The organism is Paracraurococcus ruber (genome assembly GCF_004353985.1).
Lineage (GTDB): Bacteria > Pseudomonadota > Alphaproteobacteria > Acetobacterales > Acetobacteraceae > Paracraurococcus > Paracraurococcus ruber.
In genome coordinates this window covers 45,220-68,810 of sequence record NZ_SMOA01000009.1, presented here as the reverse complement: position 1 = coordinate 68,810, position 23,591 = coordinate 45,220, and the positions used below count along the sequence as shown (strand labels likewise).

Here is a 23,591-nt window from a genome sequence, read left to right as displayed (position 1 = left end):
CGCCCGCCACGGCGCGGCGCAGCGCGGGCGATGCCGCCAGCAGGCGCCGCAGCGGGTCGCCGGCCAGCGCCGCCAGCAGCGCGGATTGCGGCGCCAGCGCCCGGAGCGCCGGGTCCCTGTCCTCGTCGAGTGCGGCGATCCCGGCCGCGTTCATGCCGGCCAGGCGGGTGAGGCTGGCTTCGGGCAGCGCCGCCAGCGCCTGCCAGGCCGCATCCTCGGCGACCCGCGCCCGGTCGCGCAACAGCCGCAGCGCGGCGGCGTCGAGGCTCGCCACCCCCGGCTCCGCCGCCAGCGCCCCCACCGCCATGGCGAGCAGCGCGGCCGTGTCCTGCGGCAGGCTGTCCTGCGCCGCCCGGGCCCAGAGCGCGATGCCGCAGCCCGGCGGGATGGCCGCATCCAGGTGCAGCCGGTGCCAGACGGTCTCCGGCTCCTCGCCGTCCAGCGGCACCAGCGGCGTGGCGGCGAGCACGGGATGCGCCGGGTGGCGCAGCAGGGCGAAGCGGCGCGGCCCGTCGGCCGTCGCATAGGCCGGCTCGCCTTCGGCGGTGGCGACGAAGCGCGCCTCGGGCGGGGCCAGCATGGGCCAGCGCTCGCCGGCCGGGGCCAGCGCCGGACCGGCGTGCAGGAACACGGCGCAATCGCGTTGCGCGAAGCCGGCATCCGCCGCATCGGCCGGCGCCAGCAGCGCCAGCCGCCCCTCCGGCAGCAGGCCGAGATCGGCGAAGAAGGGCCCGGCCCCCGGCCCATGCGGCGGCAGCGGCAGGGCCTGCCAGGCGGCCGCGGCATCCGGCCGGTCCAGCGGCCGGCGCCAGACCTCCTGCGGCGCCGCGCCGCGGTCGCGCAGCAGCCAGGCGGCGGCGCCGTCCACCGCCAGGGCGATCGCGTCCTCCCCGCCCGGCAGGGCGATGCGGCGGAGGATGCGCAGGCCGCGGCGGGTCACCGTGACCGGCTCGAACCGCGCCGCCTCCGGCCGGTAGTCCTGCGGCAGGGGCTGGCCGGCCAGTGCGAGCAGTTCCGTGCGCGTCGCCACCCACACCGTGCCGTCCGGCGCCGCCGCCAGCAGCCGCCCGGGGGCGGGGAGGTCGGCGCGGGTCTCGCCCGGGCGATCCACCGGCCAGCGATGCCGGAGGTGGAAGACCTGCAGCCCCTGCGCGCCGGCGCCGTTGTCGAACAGCAGGGCGAGGCGCGCCTCCGCGCCGCCGCCGAGCGCGAGCGCGGTGAAGCGGCCGGCTGCGGGGGCAAGCGGCGCGCCCTCCCGGTCCCGCACCTTCTCCCAGGCGCCGTCGATCAGCACCTCCACCGACAGCCCGTCCGGCGCCAGCCTTCCCTGCTGGCCGAAGCCGTCCAGCACGCGGAAGGGCGCGGCCTCGCGCGCCGCCAGCACGTCGGTCCGCAACGCCTGCGGCAGGCGCGCCATGGCGGACTTCGCCAGGCGCAGGGCGCGCAGATCCGGGTCCCAGCGCAGGCCGGGCGCGCGCGGCGCCAGGTCCCGGGGCCCGATCAGCGGCAGGAAGCGTGTGCCGTTGGCGTCGCGCATGCCTGCCTCAGCACCGTTCGGGGATGAAGGGCACGGCGACGCCACCGCCGTCGCGCGGTTCCGGCGCGCCGGCCGGCGGCGTTGGCGGCGCCGTGCCGACCGACAGGCCGACAAGGTCCGGCAGCTGGTAGCGCCGCAGCCCGAGGCCGCCCGCCGGCGCCGCCCGCCAGCCGCCATCGGGGCTGGGCAGGTACAATGCCACCGCCTCGATCGCCAGCACGCCGGGCGCGGCGCCGGCGCGGGTGCGGATCTCGTCCGGGTCCACGCCATAGCCGAGCGGCCAGCCTTCCCCGCGCGGGCCGCCGGGCGGCAGGGCCCAGAGGTAGTCCAGCACCGCCCGCTCGACCGCCCGGAGGGTCGCCGTCCGCGCCGTCGCATCGACCACCGAGACCTGCACGGAGACGCCGATGGGCACGAATTCCGGGCTGAGGACGGTGAGCTCCGTCCCGATCAGGGTGCGCGGCCGCAGCGCCGCATAGGTGTCCCGCAGCAGGCCGAGGCTGGGGCGCGGCGTGTTGCCCAGCGCGCGCTCGGCCGGCGGCAGGACGAAGACGGCGACGGCACCCGGCACATCCTCCCGCACCGCCGCCAGGCTGGCGCCGGGGACGAGGCCGGCGACCACCTCGGTCCGGGCGATGCTGGCGCCCGGCACCTCTCGCGCCAGGGCGGCGAAATCCTCCACCGTCACGGCGCGCTCGCGATGCGCCAGCGCCGCGGGCAGGCGGCGCTCGGCCGCGGCCACCGATTCCGCCTCCGCCCCGCCGGCCAGCGGCAATTCCTGGCGCGGCGTCAGGTCCAGCGCCATGCCGTCCAGCGCCACCGATTTCAGCGCGCCGGGCGGTAGGTTGCCGGCGGCGCCGCCCCCGAAGGCCATGAAGGCGGCGACCACCCGGGCGCCGGCCGGCAGCCGCATGCCGCGCAGCCCGTCGCCGAAGCCGATGGTCCCGGCCTCCGCATCCAGCACGAAGGCCGGCTCCTCCGGCCCCGCGCCGGCCAGGTGCGGCAGGCGGCGCCAGGCGGCGGGCACGCCGCCCTCCCAGACCTCGACGACTAGGCTGTCGGGATCGACGCTCGTCTCGCCGAGTGACAGCACCTGGTCGGGCTGGCCGGTGCCGAGGCCGAGGACGCGGTCGCGCGCCACCTGCCGCGCCTCCACCCCGACCGCGTTCACTCCCAGCCAGGCGAGGGCGAGGTCCGGATGCTCCGGGCAGGTCAGCCGCAGCCAGAAAACCAGGCGCGCGGGATCGGCGGTCGCGGGCAGTTCCGGCGGGGCGCTGCCGCGGCCGGCATCGCGCGGGTCGTCCTGCGGCGGCGGCGCGAAGAGCCGCGCGGCGCGCGGCAGCTGCAGCTGCAGCACGCCGGCGCGACGCAGGCCCTGGCTGCTGTCGGCCAGCAGGGCGAGCGGCAGGAAGCGCAGGGGCCCGCCCGCGTCCTGCACCGCGATCTCGATCCGCGGGGTGCGGTCGGGCAGCGCGGCCGCGACCTCGCCCGGCACCTCCCGCGGCGGCGCGACGCCCAGGGACAGCACCGCGCCGGCCAGCGCCTCCCGCAGCTCCGGCAGCGGCTGGTTGACCCGCTTCGGCAGCAGGAAGGCGAGGTGGAGCGCGCGGTCCAGCGTTTCCGCCAGCGCGACCGGCGCGCCATCGGCGAAGGCGGGTTCCGGCACGAAGGGCGTCAGGTCGCTGCGGCCATAGAGCCGGGCGAGCTCGGCCAGCATGGCGTCGCGCTTCGCCCGGTCCGGCTCCCGCCAGGGGCGCTTGAGCATCGCCAGCAGCTCGAGCGGCAGGGGCTGCAATTCGGTGGTGTTGGTGACCGCGACCGGGCCGGCGCGCAGCACCGCCTGGTGGCGGGCGATGGCGGGCATGGGCGCGCGCGCCGGCGCCTGCGGGTCGAGGCAGACGAGGCCCCTTGCCGGCGCCGCCGGCCGCAGCGGCATGCCCAGCAGGTTCAGGAAGGCGCGGCGCTGGCGTTCCGGGATCAGGTTGGCGCGGTAGAGGATGGTCTCGGTCAGCCAGGCGAAGAGGTCGATGATCGCCTCGGCCGGGTCGCCGGGCTGCACCACCAGTTCCGGCGTGTAGGCCGAGAGGCGGGCGCGCGCCTCCGCCACCAGGTCCTCGAACCGCCGGTCGTCCAGGTTGGGCAGGGGCAGCGGCATGGCGGTTCCCCTCAGCCCTGGCCGAGATCGAGCGCGAGGGAGAGGCCGCCGGTCTCCCCCGGCCGGCCGCGCCGCTGCCAGCGCAGGGTCAGCCGCAGCCGCCCGGCCTCCGGCCCCTCGGGCGAGGGGCTTTCGACGCGCACATCCTGCACGACGATCCGCGGCTCGGTCCGCTCCAGTGCCTCCTTCGCCGCGGCGGCGACCAGGCGGCGGGTGGATTCCGTGTCCGGCTGGTGGATGAAGGCCGACAGGCCGGCGCCGAAGCCGGGGCGCATCAGCCGCTCCCCCGGATTGGTCGCCAGCACGGTCCAGACAGCCTCGGTCAGCGCCTGGTCGCCGCGCGACCAGCGCAGCCTTCCATCCGCATCGGCGCCCCCGAGGGGGAAGCCGGCGGGCTCGGGCAGGACGCCGCTCATGCCCGGGGGCTCATCGCGGCAGCGGCAGGCAGATGATGACCCAAGGCAGCCACCAGAAGATCAGGTTGAACAGGTTGATCACGATCATCAGCAGGATCAGCGCGCAGAGCGTGATGACCGGGATGCTGAAGGAGCAGATGAAGTCGAGCCCGAGCGGGGATTCCGCCGGCATCTCGCCCTTCAGCGCGCCGGCGGCGCCGTCCTTCGACCGCAGGCCGGAGAGCTTGGCCATGACGTCGCGCGGGATGGCGAAGGCGGCGCCGCGCGCCGCGCCGCGCCTGAGGTCCGCCAGGCTCGGCATCTGGATCAGCACCGGCCGCGTCGCGTCGGGATCGAAGGGCAGCGCGACGCGGAAGGGCGCGCTCTCCCCGCCCCAGGCCAGGCGTTCGCAGCCATCCTCGCAGCGCACCCGCAGGAAGGGCCGCGCCACGCAGGTATCCTCCCGCCCGAAGCGCGGCACCGGCAGCGCGCCATCCAGCTGCCGCAGCGCCGCGGCGCCGCGCAGCGACAGCGCCGCGCGCAGGGAGGACGCATGGCCTTCCGGCACCAGCAGCGACGCCTCGGCCAGGCCGGGCAGCGCGACGCTGGCGGTCGGCGCGGCGTTGCTCAACGCGCCGATCAGCGTATCCCGCGTCGCGCCGTCCAGCCGTCGCAACCAGCCGGCCAAAGTCAGCGGGCGACCGTCGCGCAGCAGCGGATGCGTCGCCGCATGGGTGCGTTCCTGCATGGCGGACAGGCCGCCCGGCGCCGGGCGGCTGAAGGCGATGCCGTCCAGCGCCGCCCACAGCCCGTCATTGGCCGGCGCAACGCCTTCCGGCAGTCCGAGCTGGAAGCGGAAGACCAGCACGCGCAGCAGCGCGGCCAGCGCCGGCGCGGCGAGGCCCCGCGCCACCTGCCGCTCCGCCTCGATGCTCCAGGACGGCGGGCCGCTCGGGTGGTTCACCAGGCCGAAGGGCCAGGGCAGTTCCTCCGGCGGCGGGCCGGACAGCGGGCCGTCGCTGCGTGGGGCAGTCGGCAGCGCCTCCCCGCCCAGGGAGAGGAAGCCGAACAGGATGCAGCGCAGCCTGCCGCCGCTGTCGCGCACCAGCAGGGGGTGCAGCGGCCGCACCTCCTCCCCCGTATAGGCCGATGGCGGCCGGCCCTGGCGGTGCGGCGGCAGGCGGCGCCAGGTCTCCGGATCGCCCTCCCCGTCCAGCGGCCTCCAGCCGAGCGGCAGGCCGTTGGCCAGCATCCAGCCCTGCTCGCCCAGACGGGTGCGGCGGCGGATGACGAGGCCTGCCGCGGCGATGTGCTCCGGCCCCAGGGCGGGCAGGCCGGGCCGGTCGCAGACCGCCTCGCAGGCGGCGATGTGGAAGGCGCGGTGGATGGGACGGCGCAGTTTCAGCAGGCCGGGCCCGGCCACGTCCTCCGCCCGCCAGGCGGACAGCGCGGCGTTGGCCTCCGGCCGGTCCTCCAGGTCCTGCCGGAAGCGCTCGACGAATTCCTCGTCGAGGTAGCGGTGGAGGACCAGGCCGGGGCTGCCCGGCGCCTCGTACCAGGGGGCGCGCAGCAGCGCCTCCCCGCGATGCGGGCGCGGCAGGGCGCGGCCGGCGGGGCTGGCGAGCGCTACCATATGTTGCCCGCCCCCGGCGTGTAGCTGGTGCCGACCACGCTGGTGGCGATCAGCGTGTCGCATTTCACCACGCCGCTCGCCTTGGTCATGGCCGCGTCGAGGGTGACCAGCGGCGCGCTGACCGTGACCTTCGGCGCCTCCACCTTCACCTCCGACGTGGCGGTCAGGGTGATGGTCGAGGTCGTGACCTTCACGGTGTTGCCGGCGACCGTGCCGGTAATCTCCCCGCCGCCGCTGTCGCTCAGCTTCAGGGACACGCCGCCGGGCGTCTCGACCAGCAGCGACGGCCCATCGGCATCGTCCATCAGCATAAGCGTGCCGGAGGGCGTGCGGATGAGGTAGCGGTCCTCCACCGGCGCGGCGCGGTCCGGCTGGCTGTCGTCGCCGGACCAGAGCGCGCCGAGCACCACCGGCGTCTCGGCGCCGAGGAAGCCGACCACCACCACCTCCCCCACCTTCGGCAGCAGCGCCGCGCCATAGCCGCGCCCGGCCGAGGGCATGGCGACATTGGCCCAGAGTTCCACCTCGAGCGGCACCAGGCTGAGCCGCACGCGGCCGCGGCGCTGCGGATCCTGCGTGTCGGTGACGCGGCCGAGCACGAGGCCGGAGGGCGGCGCGGCGGCATGCCCGGGGGCGGTCATGGCCAGTCCGCCCGCGCCAGCCGCGCGAAGGTCTCGTAGCCATGGCCCAGGTCGAAGTGATGCGTCGCCTCCGTCACCCGGTAGATGCCGGCGAGGCGGGACGAGACGCCGGCGATCTCCACCGCCGCCCCGGCGATGACGGCGGGATTGCCGTCGCAGATCATGTCGCCGGAGAGGAAGCGGCGGGCGGTGCCGGAAAAGGCGGCCGCAGCCTGGTCGTCCGCCAGGCCCTGGGTGGCGGGCGGCGGCGACACCAGCAGGTCGTCGCCCGGCCAGCCCAGCCGGCTCAGCAGGTCCTTCGCGCCGGTCCGCTGCGCCGGCGGCGTGGCGCGGTCGGCACGCGCCGTCACCACCGCATCCGCCTTCAGGTCCCAGCCGCGCACCGTGGCCTGGCTGGCCTGGCGGGCGAGGTCAGCCAGGATCCGCAGCTTGCGGATCTCCGCATTCACGCTGAGCGGGATGGTCGTGAGCGGCGCTTCTTCCTGCCGCGCCACCAGCCGTCCCTGCCGCAGCCGCGGCGTGACGCCGAAGCGGGCGAGCAGCCGGCGGAGGAAGGCCAGGTCGCTCTCGTTCATCTGGTGCCAGGTGGCGGCGGCTGACGAGACGCGCGCATCCGCCTGCAGCCCGGCCTCGGCCGCCATGGCGCCGACCACTGCATCGGCCGACTGGCTTTCGAACACCCGGCTGCGGCGCTTCCGGGCCAGGCGGTGCAGCCGGTCCTCCGCCAGCACCACCAGTTCCGGCGCGGCGCCGCCATAGCGTTCCTCCAGCCCCGTCACCTCCCCGTCGAACAGCGCCGGCGCGCCGGGTTCGCCGACGAAGATCTCGATGCGGGCGCCGAGCGGGATGTCGGCGAAGGGGAAGTCCGGCGGGTCGGTCGCGGTGGGGCTGAAATTCACCAGCCGCATCTCCGCGCTGTCCATGCCCGCCGCCGGCTGGGCGATGGTCAGTTCCAGCACAGCCTGTTCCAGCGCCGGGCGGTCCTGCCCGTCGATGCGCGCCGTGGGACGGATATTGGCGAGGGCGAGGGGCGGCATGCCGGTCAATCCACCAGCAGGCGCAGCAGCCGCGCTTCCCGTGCCGCGGCGGCGGCCAGCGCCTCCAGCAGGCTGGCCTGCGGCCGGTCGGCCGGCTGCGGCGGCGCTTCCGTCGGGTGCGGCACCTCCGCCTCCACGCTCGTCTCGCCGATCACCACGGGCATGGCTGGTTCCTCATCCGCCGCGTCCCAGCCGCAGCGCCGCCGTGCCGCCGAGCGAGACGCCGCCGCCGAAGGCGCCCTTGATGCCGGTGCCGAGCGAGGCCGAGGCGCCGAAGGACAGCCCTACCGAGCCTTCCAGCGACAGCCGCGGCACCGCCAGCGCCGCGGCATCCGGAAAGCGCGGCGTCTCCAGCCCGTTGAACAGCGCGGTGTCGCGCCAGCCCGTGGGGTCGCCGCCGCCGGCCTGCGCCGCGTCCGGCGCCGTGCCGGCGAGGCCGACCGGCACGAAATCCGGCTGCGCGCGCTGCATCTTCTTCACCGCATCCGGCGTGAAGTCGAAGCGGTCCTCGGTCATCGAGACGGCGAGGACGCTGCGCAGCGGCACGCCGTTCGGGCTGAAGAACTCCACCGTCTCGTTCATCGATTCGACGATGCCCGTGAACCAGAAGGCCCCCCAGGAGAAGACGCAGAGCGGCGCCGCCACCGGCTTCGGCGCCTTGCCGCCGGAAGCCTGCGGCTCCCCCGGGTCCATGAACAGCTTGACCAGCTTGCGGGTCACCTCCCGCACATCCTTGAAGCCGGTCGCCTCGTCCTCCTCGAGCGTGGTGTCGAAGACCAGGTCGAAGGCGAGCTTGGAGGAGCTGGAATCGATGTGCTGCGCGGCGTTCTGCCGCTGGCCGCTGCCCTTGGTGTCGGCCTTGATGCCGTTGCTGCGGGTGAGCTTCAGCGATTCCGGGTTGAAATGGACCGGCACCGCATCCGCCGGCTTCGCCTTCCGCGTCTTCGGATCGGCCGGGATCAGCTTGGCGCGAAGGAAATCCTGGTCCGGCATTCAGCCGCCCTCCGCCGGCCGCGGCTCGGCCGTCAGCCCTTCATGCACCAGCTGCAGCTCCTCCACCGCCACCTGACTGGCGGTGGCGGACAGGTCGGGGGCCTTGAAGCGGATGGGCATCGCATTCTCCACCCACCAGCGCATCAGCGTGCGCGGCCGGCCATTCTCCACGGCGTCCACCACGTCGATCCGGCCGGTCATCCGCAGGGCATAGTTGGCCCGGCGCGCCACCACGTCGAACCAGACCCAGAGATGATCCACCGAGGTGACGCCGCGCTTCAGCACCAGCGTGCCGAAGGCGGTGTTGCCGGCGCGCTGGATGGCGCCCCAGTTCCGCCCGCCTTCCTTGATGGTGCGCGGCGTCATGGTGGCTTCCAGTCCGCCGACATCGCTGAAGGCCCCGGCGCAGAGCAGGCTGGCCGGCATGGATTGCCCACCCGCCCCCTGGCCGGGAAACAGCGCGACCTGGAAGCGGAAGGGGATGAAGGGCGCGGTCTCAGGCAAGGCCGGCCTCCACCGTCAGGCCGGCCGGGGTGGCGACGAGGCGGATGGCGATCGCCTCCACCGGCAGGCTGGGCGCCAGGCGGATCTCGAACCCCGCCGCGCCCTCCGGCAGGAAGCGCAGCGGCGCCAGGCGGAAGGCATCCTCCGCCGTCGCGCCGCGCAGCGCGCCGCGCGCCAGCAGGTCCAGCAGGAAGCCGCGCAGCGCGATCTCCGTGCGGCCATCGTCGGGCAGGGTCTCGAAGGCCAGCGCTTCCCCCAACCGGCGCAGCCGGCGCTGCAGCCAGCCGAGGAAGCGCACCACCTCCGCCGGCCGGCCGACGGCACCCTCCGCCGGCGCCGGCGTCGCCTCGTCATCCAGCCGCAGCAGGCCGGCGCGGCCGGTGAGCACGCCGATGCCCTGCGCCCGCAGCGCCGCGACCGTGGCCGGGGCATGCGCCAGAACCGGCATGGCGGCGAGCGCGAGCGGCCGGCCGGCGATGGAGCGCCAGGGCCCGTCCCGCGCCGCGCCGGCGGCGATCGCGCCGGCGATGGCGCCGCTGGCCGTGCCGGTCTCGCCATCCGTGCCGCGCAGCAACGGATGTAGCAATTGCAGCCGGTCCAGCGCCGCCAGCCGGCCTTCCGGCGCCAGCCTGTCGCGCAGCGCCGCGACCGCCGCCGCGGGCGGGTCCGGCAGCGTGATCAGCGCCTGCATGTCCGGCCGCCAGCGCGCCAGCAGCAGGGCAAGGCGCGACAGCAGCACCGCAGGCGCCGGCGGCGCATGCGCCGGACCGTCCGGCGGCAGGGTGAAGAGGCGGGGCGGCGGCGCCGGCCTGTCCGGGCGGAATTCCGGCGGCTCCCGCGGCGGCACCGGCGCGTCGGGCCGCGATGCCCCGGCGGCGATGAGCAGGCGTTCCAGGTCCGGCAGCGCGACGAGCGCGGCGTCCGGGATGGCGAGCGCCAGGCCGATGCCGGCCAGGCTGCCGGGCCTCGCCGGGTCGCCGGGCCCGGCCGCACCCAGGCCGAGGCTGTCGAGGACCGCGTCGGCCTCGGCGCCCGGTGGCGGTTCGGCCACCGTCACCACCCAGACGCGGCCGGCGCCGGCGCGGAAGGCATCCCGCACCGCGCGCGGCAGGAAGGCGCGCCGCCCGGCGATGCGGCTGCCGAGCTGGGTCGGCGTGCTGTCGGCCGCCGGGAAGATGCGGGCGAAGCTCTCGGCATCCGGCAGCGGCAGCGGCACGCCGTGCAGCCCGCCGGGCGTGCTTTCCGCGCCCCGCAGCCGTGCCGCCGCCGCGTCGAAGCCGGCCAGCGCCACCGCATCGGCCAGCGGCCGCGCCGCCTGTGGCCGGTGCAAGCCGGGCGCATGGCCTATCAGCACCAGGTCGAAGCCGGCTTCGGCGCGTGGCCGTGCCGTCGCGTCCAGCGACAGCCGCAGGTCCGGCGTGGCGAGCAGCGTCGCGCTCATCGCCGGGCGCCCTAGCTCTCCATCTCGATCGATTCGACCGAGAGGACCAGCTCCTCCATCGCCACGTCGCCGCCGCCCTTGGCGTTCAGCGTCGGGCCGGTCCATTTCAGCGGCATGGCGCCGCGCAGCTTCCAGGAGACGACGACATTCGCCCGCTGCTCGTCCAGCATGCGGATCATCACCTCCCGCTTCACGCCCGGCGCCGCTTCCCCCTGGCGGATCTGGGTGATCCAGCCCCAGATGTCGTCGGCGCCCATGATGCCGCGCTTCAGGGTGACGTCGCCCGACTTGTAGATGCCCGGCAGCTTGCGGACATGGTTTTGCGGGTCGTTGCCGGCGCGGTATTCCGCCACCGTGATCTCGGTGTTGAGGCCGGAGACCTCGGAGAAGCCGGCGCGCGGCTCCTTGCCCTGGCCGCGTTCGAGTTCGACCAGGAAATTGAAGGCGCCATAGGGCGTCTCACGGAAGACGGGCATCGGGGCCTCCGGCGTCGCTCATCGGGGTCGGGTCAGCGGGCATCGGCGGTCTTCTGGCCGATGCGGAAGATGACGAATTCGGCGGGACGCAGCGGCGCGACGCCGATCAGGCAGACCAGCCGGCCATTGTCGAGGTCGTTCTGCGTCATCGTGCTGCGGTCGCAGCGGACGAAATAGGCCTGTTCGGTGGTGGCGCCGAGCAGGTGGCGGTTGAACCATTCGTTGTAGAGGAAGTCGTCCACCGTGGCCCGGATATTGGCCCAGAGATCCTCGCCATTCGGCTCGAACACCGCCCAGGCGGTGGCGCGCTCGATCGACTTCTCCAGGAACAGGAAGTAGCGGCGGACATTGACGTATTTCCAGTCCGGGTCGTCCGCCAGCGTCCGCCCGCCCCAGACCCGGTAGCCGCGGTTGGGGAAGAAGCGCAGGCAGTTGATGCCGAGCGGGTTCAGCAATTCCTGCTGGTACTGGTTGATGTTGGCCTCGAGCCCGATAGCGCCCAGCACCACCTCGTTCGCCGGGGCCTTGTGGACGCCGCGCCGGACATCGGTGCCGGCATAGATCCCGGCGAGATAGCCGGAGGGCGGCAGCTGCACCTCGTCCCATTCCGCGGTCAGGCCGCCGGCGCGGATCCAGGGATAGTACAGCGCCAGCCGGTCGTCCGAGATGTCGGCGCGGAAGTCGCGGATCTCGGAGATCGTCATGTTGCGCTGGCTGTCGATTACGCCGATGCGGTAGCGCATGCGGCGCAGGTGCGCCTGCATCTCGGCGATCACGGCGCGGTAGACCTTGCGGTCCAGCGCCGCGGCGAAGGGCGCGAGGACGATGGCGATCTCGTCCACGTCCTCAAGCGCGGCGAAGCCGGTGCTGCCGCGCTGCTCGTCCTGGTCGCCGCGGAAATCGGCGGCGTCCGGCAGGTCGCCATCCGTCCCGCCGGCCAGCCGGATCACCAGCCGCGCGGCGATGGCGGGGCTGACCGGCCGGCGCGCCGAAGGCTCGAAGGCCGCTTCCAGGGCGGCGACCACCGCCGCCTCGGCCGGCGCGGCGCCATCCAGCGCGGCGGCGGCGGGCTGCACCACGTCATCCGCCAGCTTCTGCGGCTTGGCCGGCATGGCGCGCGGCAGGAAGAGCGGGCTGGCCGGGTCGGGGGAGACGGTGCCGTATTCGAACAGCGCCTCCCCGTCCAGCTCCGCCGTCACCGCATAGTCGCGCCGCCAGACCTTGGCGGGGTCGCGCGTATCCGCCCGCGCCAGGGCGGTCAGCGGCAGCGTCACGTCCTTCGCCAGCCCGTTCGGGTCCTTCGCCAGGGCAAAGGACGCCTTGTCCTGCGACAGCGTGCCGACCAGCAGCGCGCCGCGCCCCGCCAGCGCATCGGCCGGCAGCAACGCTTCCACCCGCGCATCCAGGCCGATGCTGTAGACGCCCCCCGCCACCGCGGCCGCGGCATTGCGGAAGCGGACCGTACCGAGCGCATCCGCCGCATCCGGCTTCAGGCCGAGGATGCCCAGCGCGGCGGGCGTGTCGTTGAAGGTCTTCCCGTCCTTGTCCACCACCAGCAGCCGGCTGTCCGTGGTGAAGCTCCACTGCGTCTCCGTCGGCTTGGTGGCATCCGGCACGGCCAGGGCGGCGGTGCCGGAGAGCGACTTCAGCGGCAGGCCGATGCCGGCGGCGAGACCGCCCGGCGCCAGGACCAGCCGCGGCTGCGCCACATCCGCCGCGGTGACCAGCGCCGCGTCGCCCTCCTTCGCCTCGGCCGGCACCGCTACCGTCACCAGATTCTCCGCGGTGCGCGGGGTGAAGACCAAGTCGAGGTTGCCGGCGGCGCCGGGGAACCGCGCGCGGAAGGTCAGCGTCGCGGCAGCCTGCCCGGTGCCGATGGCCAGCGCGTTCGCGGCGAAGCTGGCGGTGCCCAGCGCCGCCCCGGTCGCCTGGCCGCCGCCGCCATTGACCACGCGCGTGACGAACAGCTGCTTGCCGCCATTGTCGAAGAAGGCGCGGGCGGCATAGGCGGTGTGGTTCACCGCGACGGCCTTGGCCGCGCCGAAGACCAGGTTGCGCGCATCGCCGAAATACCGCTCGAAATCCAGATAGCTGGTGCACAGCAGCGGCTTGCCCCGCACCGGGCCGAAGCGGGTCGGCCCGACGATGCCGGCGACGCTGGTGCCCACGCCCTCGATGGATTTCTGCCGGAAGCTCACCTCCTCCACGAAGACGCCTGGCGCAAGGTATTCCGGCATGCATGCCTCCTCGAGGTAGCGGGCGATCAGACGGGTTTCAGCAGCAGGATCCGCGGGTCGTCGTCGGCCAGGCGCAGCACCTGGCCCGGGGTGAATTCCACCGGCAGCGCATCGGCGAAGGCGGCCGCCCCCTGCCGCAGCAGGCGACAGGCGGCGAAGCCGGTCGGGTCGGGCGCCATCGCATCGGCCTGCCCAGGGTCGCCGGCGGCGGTCAGCGCCAGCGCATGCGGCCCGGCATCCCTCGGCCGCGGCGGCAGGCCGCGCAGCGGCAGAACCAGGTCGCCATGGCGGTCGGCCTGGGCGCGCCAGCGCCAGGTATCGCCGTTCACCGGCAGCGCGAGGGTGATGATCGCCCAGGCGGCCGGCGGGCCGATGCCGCCCGCCGCCTGCGCATCCTGCCAGCGCAGCGTCAGCCGCAGCCCGCCGCCGGCGCCGAGGCCGAGCGTGGCTGGCGTGCGGTGCAGCGAGACCGGCATTTGTCCCCGCGGCGGCAGGGTGGCGGCGAAGCGGAGCGGATGGAACCGGCCATCCCGTGCCCGTATGGTGCCGGAGACGGCGAGCGGCGGCGCATCCGGCGCGGCGCGCTCCGCCTCGTCCGGCCAATGCGGCAACGGCTCGGCCGGCGCCCGGTGCAGCACCAGCGCGCCGCGCCGCGGCTCGGCCCGGACCAGCCGCGGCAGCGGGTCGAGCGCGAGGTCGAATTCGCCCTCCGCCGGCGCCGGCGCGAGCCCCGCGCGCTCGATCATGCCATCGACCCAGACCAGGGCGCCGGCGACGTGAAGGCGCTGCGCCTCGATCATCGCGCCGCCTCCTCATCGCCCGCCACCAGGATGCGGCTGGTGACCGCCGGCCATTCTTCGCGCGGCGCATCGGCGCGGACGCGCACCGCGCGCGCCACGCAGGGTACCGTCAGGTGATACTCGATCTTCAGCGCATCCCAGATGCGCAGCAGGTCCTCGGTCGCCATCTCCTCGGTGGCGAGCTGCACCACCTCCGCTTCCCGCCAGGCGAAGGCGGGGTCGTTCAGCTGGTCGATGTCGAGCTGGCCGATGGCGAGCAGCTGCTGCAGGCCCCAGGCCATCAGGTCGATCTCGGCCCTCGCCGTCTCGCCGAAGGCGATCATCAGGAAATGCAGCCGCAGCGACACCTCCGGCTCCCGGCGCGCGGGCAGCGTGGCGCCCGCGCGCACCCAGCCGCCGGGAATGGTCGGATCCACCGTCAGCCGGTGCAGGTAGAGCGCGAGGCGGTTGCCGGCCGGCGCGGTCAGCAGATCCTTGCTGCCGACGACGACCGCGCGCGCATCAACCCTGTTGGCCGACAGCGCAGCCGGCATGCGCACGTTCAGCAGCGTTTCCAGCGCATGCATGACACCGTGGACGGACTGGTACCCGGCCATGCCATGCTCCACCGAAGTCCGGTCGCGGAAATGCGGCCGGCAGGAACAGGCACACCGCAACGCCGTGCGACCGATCCCGCAGCGATTCGTACCGCGTGTCACTTCAGTTCGGCAAGAATGAAATGTCCGATATGCACGCATCGCGCGCGCGCTGTGCGCGTCGACACATGCTGCAGCGCCGCATCGCACGACGCGCCGCGGGCCTTGGCGCCGTCCCGCGCGCCCGGCAGGATCGCGCCCTTCAACGAGTCAGGGGAGCGAGTTCCATGTCATGGCAGCCCAGCGAACGCTATCCGGACCCCGCCATCGTCGCGCTCGACCCCAGCTTCAAGCGCTACCACCTGGCGCTGTCGGCGGTGGAGCGGCTGTGGACCGGATCCCGCTGGGGCGAAGGCCCGGTCTGGCTGGGCGATGCGCGCTGCCTGCTGTGGTCCGACATCCCCAACAACCGGGTGCTGAAGTGGGACGAGGAAACGGGCGCCGTCAGCACCTGGCAGAAGCCGTCCAACAACGCCAATGGCCATACGCGGGACCGCCAGGGCCGCATCATCGCCTGCGAGCACCAGGGGCGGCGGGTGGTCCGCTTCGAGTATGACGGCGGCATCACCGTCCTGGCCGACAGCTACCAGTGCAAGAAGCTGAACAGCCCGAACGACGTGGTGGTGAAGTCCGACGGGTCGATCTGGTTCACCGACCCGCCCTTCGGCACCTATGCCTTCTACGAGGGCATCAAGCTGCAGGCCGAGCTGCCGCACACCCATGTCTACCGGGTGGATGGCCAGACCGGCGAGATCGCCCTGGTCACCGACGACATCGATCATCCCAACGGGCTCGCCTTCAGCCCGGACGAAAGCATCCTCTACGTCATCGAAAGCCGGGGGGAGCCGCGCAACATCCTGGCCTATGACGTCGTCGGCGGGACGAGGCTGGCCAATCGCCGCGTCTTCTACCGCTGCCAGCCGGGGGAGACGCCGGACGGCTTCCGGGTGGATGTGGACGGCAATCTGTGGTGCGGCTGGGGCATGACGGCGGAATACGACGGCGTGCGCGTCATCGACGCCGCCGGCACGCCGATCGGGCATGTCCATCTGCCGGAACGCTGCGCCAATCTCTGTTTCGGCGGCCGGCACCGCAACCGGCTTTTCATGTCGGCGGCGCAGTCGCTCTTCTCGCTCTACGTCAACACGCAGGGCGTTGCCGGCGGCTAGTCGAGCGTCAGCCCCAGCGCCTTGATCAGCGGCCAGTAGATGGCGCGGTCGGCCGCGATCAAGGCCCGATAGGCGGCGGCGTCGCCCGTCAGCGGCTCCAGCCCGATCTCCCGCATCCGGGCCTGGACCGGCGCTTCCCCGAGCGTCGCCGCAAGTGCGGCGGCGAGGCGCGTGGCGGCCGCATCCGGCGTGCGGAATGGCGCAGTCAGGCCCTGCCAGGCATAGGCTTCGAAGCCCTGCAGGCCAGCCGCCTCGGCCACCGTCGGCACCTCCGGCAGGGTCGGGTGCTGCGCCGGCGAGCAGACCGCGAGCGGCCGGATGCGGCCGCTGCGCAGCGCTTCCCCGCCCGCCGCCAGGTCCAGCACCGCCGCTTCCACCGTGCCCGCCATGAGGTCGTTCATCACCGGCGCCATGCCGCGATAGGGGACGTGGTTGAGCCGGATGCCCGCATCCCGCGCCAGCCGCTCCATCGCCAGGTGGTGCGGGCTGCCGATGCCCGGGCTGCCATAGTCCACCGTGCCGGGCGCCGACCTGGCGCGGTCCAGCAATGCCGGCAGGGAGGTTACGGATGCGGCGGTGCGCACCGCAACCACCAGGTGGAACCGCGCCATGAGGCCGAGCGGCCGCAGATCCTGGTCCACGTTGAAGGAGAGGTTGCGGTAGAGCGCGGGATTGAACACCAACGTCTCGTTCCCCGCGGTGAATACCGTGTGGCCGTCCGGCTCGGCGCGCGCGGCCGCTTCGGCGCCGATATTGGTGGCAGCCCCCGGGCGGTTCTCCACCACCACCGGCTGGCCGAGCTTCTCCCCCATGCCGTTGGCCAGCAGCCGCGCCAGGACATCGGTGCCGCCGCCAGGGGGATAGCCGACGATCCAGCGCAGCGGCCGCGCCGGGGCCCATTGCGCGCGCGCCGCCGGCGGCAGCGTGGCGAGTGCCGCGGCAAGGGCCGCGCGGCGGGACAGCGTCATCGTGGTCTCCGTCTCAGGCGAGCCGCACGGGCAGGCTCAGGAAGCCGCGGAAGCGCGCCCGGCCGCCCCGCACCGGCGCCCCGGCCGGCGCATAGCCAGGAAAGCGCGCAAGGAAGCGGCTGATCGCCACGCGGCCTTCCAGCCGGGCCAGGGCGAGGCCGGCGCATTGATGCGCGCCGGCGGCGAAGGCCAGGTGCCGGTTCGGCGTGCGGCCGATATCGAACCGCTCCGGCTGCGGGAATTGCTCCGGGTCGCGGTTGGCCGCGCCGATGCAGAGGGTGATCAGGGTCCCGGGCGCCACGGCGACGCCGCCGATCTCGGTCGCCACGACCGCGGCGCGGTTGCCGAGCTGGTTGCTGCTCTCGTAGCGCAGCACCTCCTCCACGGCGCTAGCGGCCAGGGCGGGGTCGGCCAGCAGCCGCGCCTTCTGGTCAGGGAAGCGCAGCAGCGCCTCCAGCCCGTTGCCGATCAGGTTGGTCGTCGTCTCGTGCCCGGCATTCAGCAGGAAGATGCAGTTGTGGAGCAATTCCTGTTCGGTCAGGCGCTCGCCGCTCGCTTCGCCCTGGATCAGCCGCGTCAGCACATCGGTCGCCGGGTCGCCGGGTGCGGCGCGCCGGCGCGTGACCAGGGTGCCGAGATAGTCGAGGAACGCGCTGACGGCGGCATTGCCGCGTGCCGCCATGGCCGGCGTCACCACCGGCTCCAGCGCGCCGAGGATGGCGAGCGACCAGTCCCGCAGCGGTCCGCGTTCCGCCGCCGGCACGCCCAGCAGGTTGCCGATGACCTCGATCGGGATGGCGGCGGCATAGTCCTCGATAAGGTCCGCCTCGCCTTTCGCCGCCATGGCGTCCAGCAGCCGGTCCACCAGCGCCGCCAGGGCGGGTTCCATGCCGGCGATGGCGCGCGGCGTCAGGGCGCCCATGATCAGCCGCCGCACCCGCGTGTGCAGCGGCGGGTCGTTGAACACCAGGCTGGTGGTGTGGTGCCGGTACAGCGGCGTGTCGCCGTATTTCGGCGCGAACTCGACATGCTTGTCGGAGGAGAAGCCGCGCGTGTCCCGGTACACCCGGTCCAGGTCGGCCCAGCGCGTGAGGAAGAGCGAGCCGTCCGGCATGCGCCTGACCGGCGCCGCCTCCCGCAGCGCGCGGTAGATCGGGTAGGGGTCGTCGTAGAAGCCGGGGGGCAGGGCGCGCAGGTCGAAGCCCTCGGCCAGCACCACGCTCATGGCGCCAGGTCGCGGGGCACGACCACGGTCAGCGCCAGCAGCCGGAAGGACTGGCTCTTGCCATGGCCGTCGAGGTTGAGGCTGCCATTCACCCCGCCCTCGAGCACGTCGTCCACCACGAAATTGAAGGCGTGCAGCAGCGGCAGGTCGTGGCGCGTGACCCGGGTGGCGCCGCGGTGGCGGAAGAGGTCCAGCACGCGGGCCTCCGTCACCTGCTCGGCCAGCAGGGGGTAGAGGCGTGGGTCATAGGGGATGAGCGAGAGGTTGCAGCGGTTCCCCTTGTCGCCCGCCCGGCTATGCGCCACGGCGTGCAGTTGCATTTCGATACCGTCCATGCCGCCCTCCCGGTGCAACCGATCAGATGGATTGTCGTTCATGTTGGCGTAAGGCATGGGCAAGGAACGGCACGGCGCCGCGGCTCCGCCCGCCTTCGCTGGAGTAATGGTTGACCCCTATGTTCATGAAGAGCCTGACGCTTCCCGTCCTCGCTGTCGCCCTGAGCGCCGCGGGCCTGCCCGGGAAGGCGGAGGCGTATCCGCAACTGCTGGGCGGTGGCCGCGATGCTGCCGTCAACTACGGGACGGCGATCCCCGGCGACACCATCGTCGGCGGCGCGGCGGCGCGCATCCAGGGCGGCGGCCGCGACCAGACCGGCTACCTCGCCCTGCCCGGTGGCCAGGCGCGGGAAGGCCGCGTCGGCGTGCTGCTGGGTGGCGGCCGCGATGCCGCGGTGCAGTATCTGGACGGCATGCCGGACCGCTGGGCGGGCACCGCCGCCGATGTGGACGAGCTTGGCCATGGCGGCTGAGGTCTAGCGAGCCAGGGAGGTGGCGGTCGCCATCTCCCGCGCCGCCTTCACCACCACGTGCGTCGGCACCCGTTCCCGCAGCACCAGGTAGCTCCGCGTCAGGATGCGCGGGGTCAGGCGCCAGCGGGCGCCGCCGGTGCCGGCGGTGCCGCAGCAGAGCAACGCCAGCACCTCCCGCGCCGCCTGGTCCACCGCATCGCGGTCGCTGCCCTCGGCGGCCAGGCGGATGCGCACCTCGGGCGGTTCCGGCCCCTGGTAGCCGCGCCACAGCGCGCCATCGTCGCTGTCATGCACCGAGGCGACGCCGATGAGGTCGACCCGCGCCCGGACCGGCAGCCCGCGCATCGCCAGGCGCCGGTGCAGCACCTCCGCGGTCGCTTTCGCGCGGGCCAAGGCGTTCGGCCCGGCGACGGAGACCTCGCCCTCCCCCAGCCAGGTGCCCTCGAAGCAGGCGGTCACCTTCAGCGTGTCGGGCCGGGAATGCCCGCGCATGCCGCGCAGCGCGACGCGGTCCTTCCCCACCTGCTCCGCCGCGCAGCCGGTGATGTCCAGCACCACGTCGGGCGTCACGTAGCGCGCGGGGTCGTGCAGCTCGTAGAGCAGCTGCTCCTTCACCGTGCGCAGGTCCACCACGCCGCCGGTGTCCTCCGGCTTGGTGATGACGAGGCCGCCTTCGGCCGAGACCTCGGCGATCGGGAAGCCGATGTTCCAGGGGTCCGGGATGTCCTTGCAGCCGGGGTCCCAGAAGACGCCGCCGGTCACCTGGCTGCCGCATTCCAGCAGGTGGCCGCAGGCGGCGCCCACCGCCAGCCTCTCCCAATCCCCGAAATCCCAGCCGAAATGATGCGCCAGCGGCGCGATGGCCAGCGCGGGGTCGGAGGTGCGGCCGGCGACCACCACATCTGCGCCCTGCCGCAACGCCTCCACCAGCGGTTCGGCGCCGATATAGGCATTGGCGGAGACCAGCCGCGCCGACTTCATGTCCAGGCTGTCATCGGCCTCATGCACCGGCAGCTGGTCCAGCGCGATGCTGGTGGTGACGTCGTCGCCCGTCACCACCGCGATGCGGCACTCCGGCAGGCCGAGCCGCATGGCCAGCCGCGCCACCAGGCGCCCCGCCGCCGGCGGATTGGCCGCGCCGAAATTGCCCAGGATGGGAATGCGGTGCGTGACGGCGTCGCGCAGCACCGGCTCCAGCAGCCGTTCCAGCATCGGCTCGTAGCCCAGCTCGGGGTCGCGGCGCCGTTCGAGCTGCGCCAGGGCCACGGTCCGCTCGCCCAGCGTTTCGAAGAACAGCGCCGCCGGCAATCCGCGCGCGACCAGGCTGCGCATGACGGGGATCGGCGCATCCACCCGGTCGCCGGAGAAGCCGCCGCCATTGCCGACCAGGAAGGTATCCAAGATCGTTCCCCCGTTTCGGCGCATCATCCGCCGGGCGGGTCGTCCCCGCAACCGGCCAGCGCCCGGCCGACCAGCGCCGCATCGGCATCGGCCAGGGCGATCGGGTTCACCGCCAGCACGCCCTGCCGCAGACGCGACGCATCCAGGTGGATCGCCGGGCTGTGCGCCCGCAGCCTGGCCTCCGCCCGCGCCGCCGCGGCGGCATCGGCGAAGCGCAGCAGCAGCAGGGGCAGGCCCGGCTTGGCGCCGTCGGGCGCCAGTGTCAGCGCGATGCCGGGCACGGTGCCCGCTGCGTCCATCACCGCCCGCAGCCGCGCGGTCCAGCGCGCGGTGCGGTCGGCCGGATCCTCCGCGACGAAGCGCCGCAGGGCGACGAGCAGCCCGACCACCTCCTCCTTCCCCGCCTTGCAGGACCGGCCGATGCCGTGATGCGGCAGGCCGCGCAGCTGCGCCAGCGGTGCGAATTCCCGCGGCGGCGCGAACTGCTCCTCCGGCAGGTCGAGGTCGAGCATCTGCAGCAGCGCGGAGCTCACTAGGTCCCGCCGGCCGGCCAGGATGCCGCTGGCCTGCGGCCCGCCGATGGCCTTGCCGCCGGAGAAGCACACCAGGTCCGCGCCCTCCGCCAGGAAGCGCCGCAGGTTCTCCCGCGGCGGCAGCTGCGCTGCGGCATCCACCAGCACCGGCACGCCCCGCGCATGCGCCACCTTCGCCACGGCGGGCAGCGGCGGCAGGCTGTCCGGGCCGGCCAGCCAGAACACGGCCGCGGTGCGCGGCCCGATCGCCTCGGCGATCTCCCATGGCGCGGCGTCCCGCACGCCGGGGCCGCTGATGCGGTCGGGGATGCCGACCTCGATGATCCTGCCGCCGGCGACACGGATCGCGCGGTCGTACATGTTGCGCTGGCTGCGCACCGTGACGAACTCATTCGGCAGCCCTGCGGCATCGGGCAGCTGGTTCATCGCGCCCGGGTCCAGCCGCGCCATGCAGGCGGCGGCGCCCAGCAGCAGCGCAGCAGAGGCGCCGCTGGTGACGATGCCGGCCTCCGCCCCCGTCGCCTCGGCGATCACGCGGCTGGCGGCGGCCTGCAGGGACGGCATCTCCACCGTGCCGCGCGCCGCCTCGGCCATCGCCGCCAGCACCTCCTCCGCCAGCAGCCCGCCGGACAGGCGGGTGTTGGTGCCATAGGCATTGATGATGCGGGGGATCCCCAGGCTCTCGAGCAGGCCGGTCATGCCGGGAGCATACCCATGTCCGGCCGCCTCGACACCAGGCCCGTCCTGCGCTTGCCTGGGGCGGATCTGGCCGGAGCCTCCACCCATGCCCATCCTCAACCGCATTGCCGACCTGACGCCCGAGATGACCGAGTGGCGGCAGGACTTCCACGCCAACCCCGAGCTCGGCTTCCAAGAGCATCGGACGAGCGACATCGTCGCCCGCAAGCTGGAATCCTGGGGGATCGAGGTGCATCGCGGCATCGCCACCACCGGCCTCGTCGGCGTGCTCCGCAACGGCGGCAGCGGCCGCAGCATCGGGCTGCGGGCCGACATGGACTGCCTGCCGATGCAGGAGATGACCGGGCTGCCGCATGCGTCGAAGGCCGATGGGCGCATGCATGCCTGCGGGCATGACGGCCATACTGCGACGCTCCTGGGGGCCGCGAAATACCTGGCGGAGACGAGGAATTTCGACGGCACCGTCCATTTCATCTTCCAGCCGGCCGAGGAAGGCGGCGGCGGCGGCAATGTCATGGTGCAGGAAGGCCTGTTCGACCGCTTCCCCTGCGACACCGTCTACGGCATCCACAACGACCCGACCCTGCCGCTGGGCCAGGCGAAGGTGGTCCCGGGCACCGTCCTCGCCGCCTCCGACCGGGTCTACATCACCCTCCGCGGCATCGGCGGCCACGCCGCGCGGCCGCATGCGACGGTGGACCCGGTGCTGGTCGGCGCGCATGTCCTGGTGGCGCTGCAGGCGCTGGTCGCGCGCCGGACCGACCCGCTGGACAGCGCCGTGCTCAGCATCACGCAATTCCACGCCGGCAGCGCCAACAACGTGATCCCGGAGGAGGCGAAGCTCAGCGGCACCGTCCGCACGCTGCTGCCGGAAACGCGGGACATGATGGAAAGGCTGATCGCCCAGGTGGCGCAGAACACCGCCGCTGCGCATGACGCGGTGGCCGAGGTGCGCTACGACCGCCTCTATCCGCCAACCGTGAACCATGCCGCTGAGACGGCGCGCGCCGCCCAGGCGGCCGCCAGGGTGCTGGGCGAGAGCAAGGTGATCCGCGACGCCCCGCCCATCATGGGCGGGGAGGACTTCTCCTTCATGCTGCTGAAGCGCCCCGGCGCCTTCGTGATGATGGGCCAGCAGGGCCCGGACAAGGGCGGCGTGCCGGTGCATCACCCGAAATACGACTTCAACGACGACATGCTGCCGGTGGGGGCGAGCTTCTTCGCCACCCTGGTCGAGCAGGAACTGCCGCGGTAGTCCCGGGGAAGGCGCTGCCTTCCCCGGACCCCATCCGCCAAGGGCCGAAAGGCCCTTGGAACCCTCGAGTCAGGGTTCGCGCCGCAATAACTCCAGAGCCGCCAGCAGCATGCGCTCGTACTTCTCGCGCGCCGCGGCCGTGCTCTCCGGCGTCCATTGCCAGAACCCCTCGCCGGTCTTGGCGCCCAGCTTTCCCTCCGCCACGAGCCGCGTGATGGTCGGGCCGGGCTCCGCGCGGTTGCAAAGCGAGGGATAGATCGTCGCCTGCGCCGCCAGCTGGGTCTCCAGCCCCGCCAGCTCCTTCTGCAGGATCGGCCCGGCGCCCATGATCCGCATGCCGAAGGTGAAGCGCACTGCCTTGTCCACATCCTCCGGCGAGGCCAGCCCCTCATCGATGGCGTTGAACGCTTCCCGCACCATCGCATGCTGAATGCGGTTGGCGAGGAAGCCCGGCACGTCGCGCGCCACGCGGATCGCCACGCGGCCCAGGCTCTCCATGATCGCCGCCAGCCGCTCGCAGGCGGCATCCGCGGTATGCTCACCCTTCACCACCTCCACGCCGGGTACGAGATGCGCCGGCAGGAAGAAATGCAGGTTCGCCATCCTCTCCCGCGTCGCGCAGTCGCCCGCGATGTCGGTGATCCGGAACCCCGACGCATTGCTGGCCACCGGCACGCCCGGCGGCACCAGACGGTCCAGCGCGGCGAAGACCTGGCGCTTCAGGTCCAACCGCTCCGGCACCGCCTCCACCACCACATCGGCATCGGCGAAGCCGACATCCTCCAGCGCCGCGACTAAATCCAGCGCCTCCACCCGCGCCGGTGCGGCGCCGAGCTGCGACAGGGACAGGGCCACCCGGTCCAGCCGCGCCGGCCAGGCGGCGCGGGCGGGCTCCACCGCTGTCACCCGCCAGCCGCCGGCCAGGAAGATGGCGGCGATGTCGCAGCCCATGAGGCCGAAACCGATGATGGCGGCATGACCCTTCACGGGATCTGGTGGCATGCGCGCGTTCCCTCCTGGCTTTTGCCGGGAGGTTACCGCGGATCGCG

General features: G+C 73.7%; 24 protein-coding genes. 3 read left to right on the top strand and 21 right to left on the bottom strand.

All coding sequences use genetic code 11. The features are described 5' to 3' along the window. From E2C05_RS04085 to E2C05_RS32790, 15 genes are all read right to left on the bottom strand, one after another. The coding region (locus E2C05_RS04085; protein WP_205082707.1) for a hypothetical protein at positions 1-1,537 on the bottom strand (1,537 nt) is incomplete at its 3' end. A 7-nt stretch (positions 1,538-1,544) separates the two neighbouring features. Next, positions 1,545-3,692, bottom strand: coding sequence for a putative baseplate assembly protein (locus tag E2C05_RS04080; RefSeq protein ID WP_133218330.1), 2,148 nt, complete (start codon positions 3,690-3,692; stop codon positions 1,545-1,547). A gap of 11 nt (positions 3,693-3,703) precedes the next feature. Beyond that, positions 3,704-4,108 carry a GPW/gp25 family protein gene (locus tag E2C05_RS04075; protein WP_133218329.1) on the bottom strand — a complete coding sequence of 135 codons (405 nt, stop codon included), beginning with the start codon at positions 4,106-4,108 and terminating at the stop codon, positions 3,704-3,706. Positions 4,109-4,118: 10 nt separating this feature from the next. Next, positions 4,119-5,720 carry a hypothetical protein gene (locus tag E2C05_RS04070; protein ID WP_133218328.1) on the bottom strand — a complete coding sequence of 534 codons (1,602 nt, stop codon included), beginning with the start codon at positions 5,718-5,720 and terminating at the stop codon, positions 4,119-4,121. After that, entirely contained in the window at positions 5,714-6,361 is a 648-nt protein-coding gene (locus E2C05_RS04065) for a phage baseplate assembly protein V (RefSeq protein WP_133218327.1), read from the bottom strand. The genes E2C05_RS04070 and E2C05_RS04065 overlap by 7 nt, the downstream gene beginning before the upstream one ends. Beyond that, the gene (locus E2C05_RS04060; protein ID WP_133218326.1) at positions 6,358-7,398 is read right to left on the bottom strand and encodes a phage late control D family protein; all 1,041 of its coding nucleotides are present in this window, start codon (positions 7,396-7,398) and stop codon (positions 6,358-6,360) included. Before E2C05_RS04060 ends, E2C05_RS04065 begins: the two co-directional genes overlap by 4 nt. A gap of 5 nt (positions 7,399-7,403) precedes the next feature. Continuing rightward, positions 7,404-7,562: a hypothetical protein gene (locus E2C05_RS32800; protein ID WP_158291938.1), complete on the bottom strand. Its 159-nt coding sequence runs from the start codon at positions 7,560-7,562 to the stop codon at positions 7,404-7,406. Positions 7,563-7,572: 10 nt separating this feature from the next. Beyond that, a complete protein-coding gene (locus tag E2C05_RS04055; protein WP_133218325.1) occupies positions 7,573-8,391 on the bottom strand; it encodes a CIS tube protein in 819 nt (272 codons plus the stop codon). Continuing rightward, entirely contained in the window at positions 8,392-8,895 is a 504-nt protein-coding gene (locus E2C05_RS04050) for a phage tail protein (protein ID WP_133218324.1), read from the bottom strand. Beyond that, on the bottom strand, positions 8,888-10,336 hold the full coding sequence (locus E2C05_RS32795) for a hypothetical protein (RefSeq protein ID WP_158291937.1): 1,449 nt from the start codon (positions 10,334-10,336) through the stop codon (positions 8,888-8,890). Before E2C05_RS32795 ends, E2C05_RS04050 begins: the two co-directional genes overlap by 8 nt. A gap of 11 nt (positions 10,337-10,347) precedes the next feature. After that, positions 10,348-10,812, bottom strand: a complete 465-nt coding sequence (locus tag E2C05_RS04040) for a phage tail protein (protein WP_133218323.1) — start codon at positions 10,810-10,812, stop codon at positions 10,348-10,350. A 32-nt stretch (positions 10,813-10,844) separates the two neighbouring features. Then, entirely contained in the window at positions 10,845-13,049 is a 2,205-nt protein-coding gene (locus E2C05_RS04035; RefSeq protein ID WP_133218322.1) for a phage tail sheath family protein, read from the bottom strand. A 26-nt stretch (positions 13,050-13,075) separates the two neighbouring features. Next, complete coding sequence (locus E2C05_RS04030; RefSeq protein ID WP_133218321.1) at positions 13,076-13,849, bottom strand: hypothetical protein; 774 nt, start codon at positions 13,847-13,849, stop codon at positions 13,076-13,078. Next, the gene (locus E2C05_RS04025; protein ID WP_158291936.1) at positions 13,846-14,445 is read right to left on the bottom strand and encodes a DUF4255 domain-containing protein; all 600 of its coding nucleotides are present in this window, start codon (positions 14,443-14,445) and stop codon (positions 13,846-13,848) included. Before E2C05_RS04025 ends, E2C05_RS04030 begins: the two co-directional genes overlap by 4 nt. Positions 14,446-14,543: 98 nt before the next feature. Continuing rightward, entirely contained in the window at positions 14,544-14,690 is a 147-nt protein-coding gene (locus E2C05_RS32790; RefSeq protein ID WP_158291935.1) for a hypothetical protein, read from the bottom strand. A 21-nt stretch (positions 14,691-14,711) separates the two neighbouring features. Between E2C05_RS32790 and E2C05_RS04020 the strand changes: the two genes are divergently transcribed. After that, the gene (locus tag E2C05_RS04020; RefSeq protein ID WP_133218319.1) at positions 14,712-15,653 is read left to right on the top strand and encodes an SMP-30/gluconolactonase/LRE family protein; all 942 of its coding nucleotides are present in this window, start codon (positions 14,712-14,714) and stop codon (positions 15,651-15,653) included. On the opposite strand, the gene E2C05_RS04015 is transcribed toward E2C05_RS04020, so the two are convergent. From E2C05_RS04015 to E2C05_RS04005, 3 genes are read right to left on the bottom strand one after another with little or no spacing between them, the layout of a single operon-like run. Continuing rightward, complete coding sequence (locus tag E2C05_RS04015) at positions 15,650-16,621, bottom strand: Bug family tripartite tricarboxylate transporter substrate binding protein (RefSeq protein ID WP_133218318.1); 972 nt, start codon at positions 16,619-16,621, stop codon at positions 15,650-15,652. The two genes, E2C05_RS04020 and E2C05_RS04015, sit on opposite strands and share 4 nt — an antisense overlap. A gap of 13 nt (positions 16,622-16,634) precedes the next feature. After that, positions 16,635-17,846, bottom strand: a complete 1,212-nt coding sequence (locus E2C05_RS04010; RefSeq protein ID WP_133218317.1) for a cytochrome P450 — start codon at positions 17,844-17,846, stop codon at positions 16,635-16,637. Further along, positions 17,843-18,181, bottom strand: a complete 339-nt coding sequence (locus E2C05_RS04005; protein ID WP_133218316.1) for an AtuA-related protein — start codon at positions 18,179-18,181, stop codon at positions 17,843-17,845. Before E2C05_RS04005 ends, E2C05_RS04010 begins: the two co-directional genes overlap by 4 nt. A gap of 110 nt (positions 18,182-18,291) precedes the next feature. Here E2C05_RS04005 and E2C05_RS04000 point away from each other — a divergent pair, with 110 nt between their 5' ends. Next, on the top strand, positions 18,292-18,654 hold the full coding sequence (locus tag E2C05_RS04000) for a hypothetical protein (RefSeq protein ID WP_158291934.1): 363 nt from the start codon (positions 18,292-18,294) through the stop codon (positions 18,652-18,654). A gap of 3 nt (positions 18,655-18,657) precedes the next feature. Here the strand turns inward: E2C05_RS04000 and E2C05_RS03995 are convergent, their stop codons facing one another. Together E2C05_RS03995 and E2C05_RS03990 are read right to left on the bottom strand one after the other, a co-directional pair. Further along, complete coding sequence (locus tag E2C05_RS03995; protein ID WP_240046556.1) at positions 18,658-20,055, bottom strand: acyclic terpene utilization AtuA family protein; 1,398 nt, start codon at positions 20,053-20,055, stop codon at positions 18,658-18,660. Between the two features lie 23 nt (positions 20,056-20,078). Then, positions 20,079-21,287, bottom strand: coding sequence for an aminotransferase class V-fold PLP-dependent enzyme (locus E2C05_RS03990; RefSeq protein ID WP_158291933.1), 1,209 nt, complete (start codon positions 21,285-21,287; stop codon positions 20,079-20,081). Positions 21,288-21,372: 85 nt separating this feature from the next. Between E2C05_RS03990 and E2C05_RS03985 the strand changes: the two genes are divergently transcribed. Next, positions 21,373-22,542 carry a M20 aminoacylase family protein gene (locus E2C05_RS03985; protein ID WP_133218312.1) on the top strand — a complete coding sequence of 390 codons (1,170 nt, stop codon included), beginning with the start codon at positions 21,373-21,375 and terminating at the stop codon, positions 22,540-22,542. 69 nt (positions 22,543-22,611) lie between these two features. Here the strand turns inward: E2C05_RS03985 and E2C05_RS03980 are convergent, their stop codons facing one another. Further along, positions 22,612-23,544, bottom strand: a complete 933-nt coding sequence (locus tag E2C05_RS03980; RefSeq protein WP_133218311.1) for a 3-hydroxyacyl-CoA dehydrogenase family protein — start codon at positions 23,542-23,544, stop codon at positions 22,612-22,614. Positions 23,545-23,591: the final 47 nt, after the last annotated feature.